Raw genomic sequence first — 1,803 nt, 5'->3', positions numbered from 1 at the left:
GGCAGCGCTGGAAGGCTGATCCACTGCCAGACCAGCGCCAGCAGACCGAGCGGCACGACGAGAAAGAAAGCGCCGCGCCAGCCGATATAGGCGCCAAGAAAGCTGCCTAGCGGCGCGGCGATCGTGGCCGCGATCGCATTGCCGGCGTTCAGCATGGCGAGGCCCTTTGGAACCATGCCTTGCGGCACGAGGCGCATGACGATCGCGGTCGACATCGACCAGAAGCCGCCGATCGCGACACCGAGCAGCGCGCGGCCAACCATGAGAAGTGCAAAATTCGACGCAAAGGTCACTGCGAGCCCGGATACGATCAGGAGAACCGTAAAGCCGGTGACGACCAGCCGGCGGTCAATTCGCCGGGTGAGGCCCGCGACCAAGAGGCTGGTCACGACGGCAAAAGCACCCGAAACCGAAATCGCCTGTCCGGCGCGGCCTGCGGTGATGTTGAGATCGGCTGCGATCGGGGAGAGCAGGCTGACCGGCATGAATTCCGACGCGATAAGCACGAAGACGCACAGCGCCATCGAAAGCACCGCACTCCATGCGGCGCGGTCTTTGAGGGACCTTGTGTCGTAGGTTGTTTCCATAATTGGCATCCTTGCAAGGCGACCGGGAGCGGATCAGCCGCGATCCCCGTCGCCATGCCCGGAATATATCGACGCGGAACCCATTCTATTAGACTGAGGAATTCGCATGGACTTATCTGCTTGTGATATAAATGCCGTCGGAGGTGACCTATGCAGCGGGATGGCATGAAGGATCTTCTGTGGTTCGTGGCGGTCGCCCAGGAACGCAGCTTTACCAGGGCGGCGGCCAAGCTCGGAACCTCGCAGTCGACTCTGAGTTCGACGATCAAGGAGCTGGAATCTCGTCTTGGCGTCCGCCTGCTGACGCGCACGACGCGGAGCGTTGCCCCGACCGAGGCCGGCGAGCGGCTTTTCCAATCTCTTGGCCCGCGCTTCGATGAAATCGAGGCCGACCTTGCAAGCCTGGTGGCCTTTCGCGACAAACCCTCCGGAACGGTCCGCATCACGCTATCCGACCATGCGCTCCAGACGACTGTCTGGCCGAAGCTGCAGCCCGTGCTTGGCGACTATCCCGACGTGCGCGTCGAGCTCTACAGCGACAACGGCATGAAGAACATTGTGGAGGAGCGCTTTGACGCAGGCGTGCGGCTGGGCGAGAGCATCGACAGGGATATGATCGCGGTGCGGATCGGTCCGGATTGGAGGCTCGTGGCCGTGGCTTCGGAGGAGTACTTTGCCCACCATCCGGTGCCAACCACCCCCCAGGATCTGGTCGATCATGACTGCATAAACATGCGACAGGCGACTTTCGGCGGATTGTATGCCTGGGAATTCGCCAGGGATGGGCGCGACCTTCGCGTGCGGGTAGAAGGACAACTTACCTTCAATTCGTCCATACCCATGATCGAGGCTGCGATACGCGGTTGCGGGATCGCCTATGTCCCGGAAAATCTCGTAAGCCCCCACATCGCCAGCGGACGCCTCAGGCTGGTGCTTGACGACTGGAGTCAGCCATTTGCGGGCTATCACCTCTACTACCCGAGCAGGCGGCAGCTCTCGCCTGCGATGGCGGTGATCGTGGAGGCGCTCCGGCATCGAATCTGACGCCAGCCAAGCCACTCCTTGTGCTGGGTTGTGAGGGATGATGCGGGTGGCGACGTTCCACCGCAGATCGCGGAGGCCTTCACTGTTAAGATCTTGCGACAGCAACGATCATCATCCAGCCAACTTTGAGCTTGTTTGCGATGGCTGCTCCAGGCAGTTTCGCCCTGACACC

Annotated in this window: 2 protein-coding genes; one reads left to right on the top strand and one right to left on the bottom strand. The window is 61.5% G+C overall.

The features are described from left to right. On the bottom strand, positions 1 to 587 hold a 587-nt coding region (locus EN925_RS34455), incomplete at its 3' end, for an MFS transporter (RefSeq protein ID WP_128337300.1). A 150-nt stretch (positions 588 to 737) separates the two neighbouring features. Between EN925_RS34455 and EN925_RS34450 the strand changes: the two genes are divergently transcribed. After that, positions 738 to 1,631 (top strand): LysR family transcriptional regulator, encoded by an 894-nt coding sequence (locus tag EN925_RS34450; RefSeq protein ID WP_064992507.1) that lies wholly within the window; start codon positions 738 to 740, stop codon positions 1,629 to 1,631. Positions 1,632 to 1,803: the final 172 nt, after the last annotated feature.

It is taken from the genome of Mesorhizobium sp. M7A.F.Ca.US.006.04.2.1, assembly GCF_004022915.1.
GTDB classification, from domain to species: Bacteria; Pseudomonadota; Alphaproteobacteria; order Rhizobiales; family Rhizobiaceae; genus Mesorhizobium; species Mesorhizobium ciceri.
Note: the sequence above shows the minus strand (reverse complement) of the source record. Positions and strands in the feature narration are given on the sequence as shown.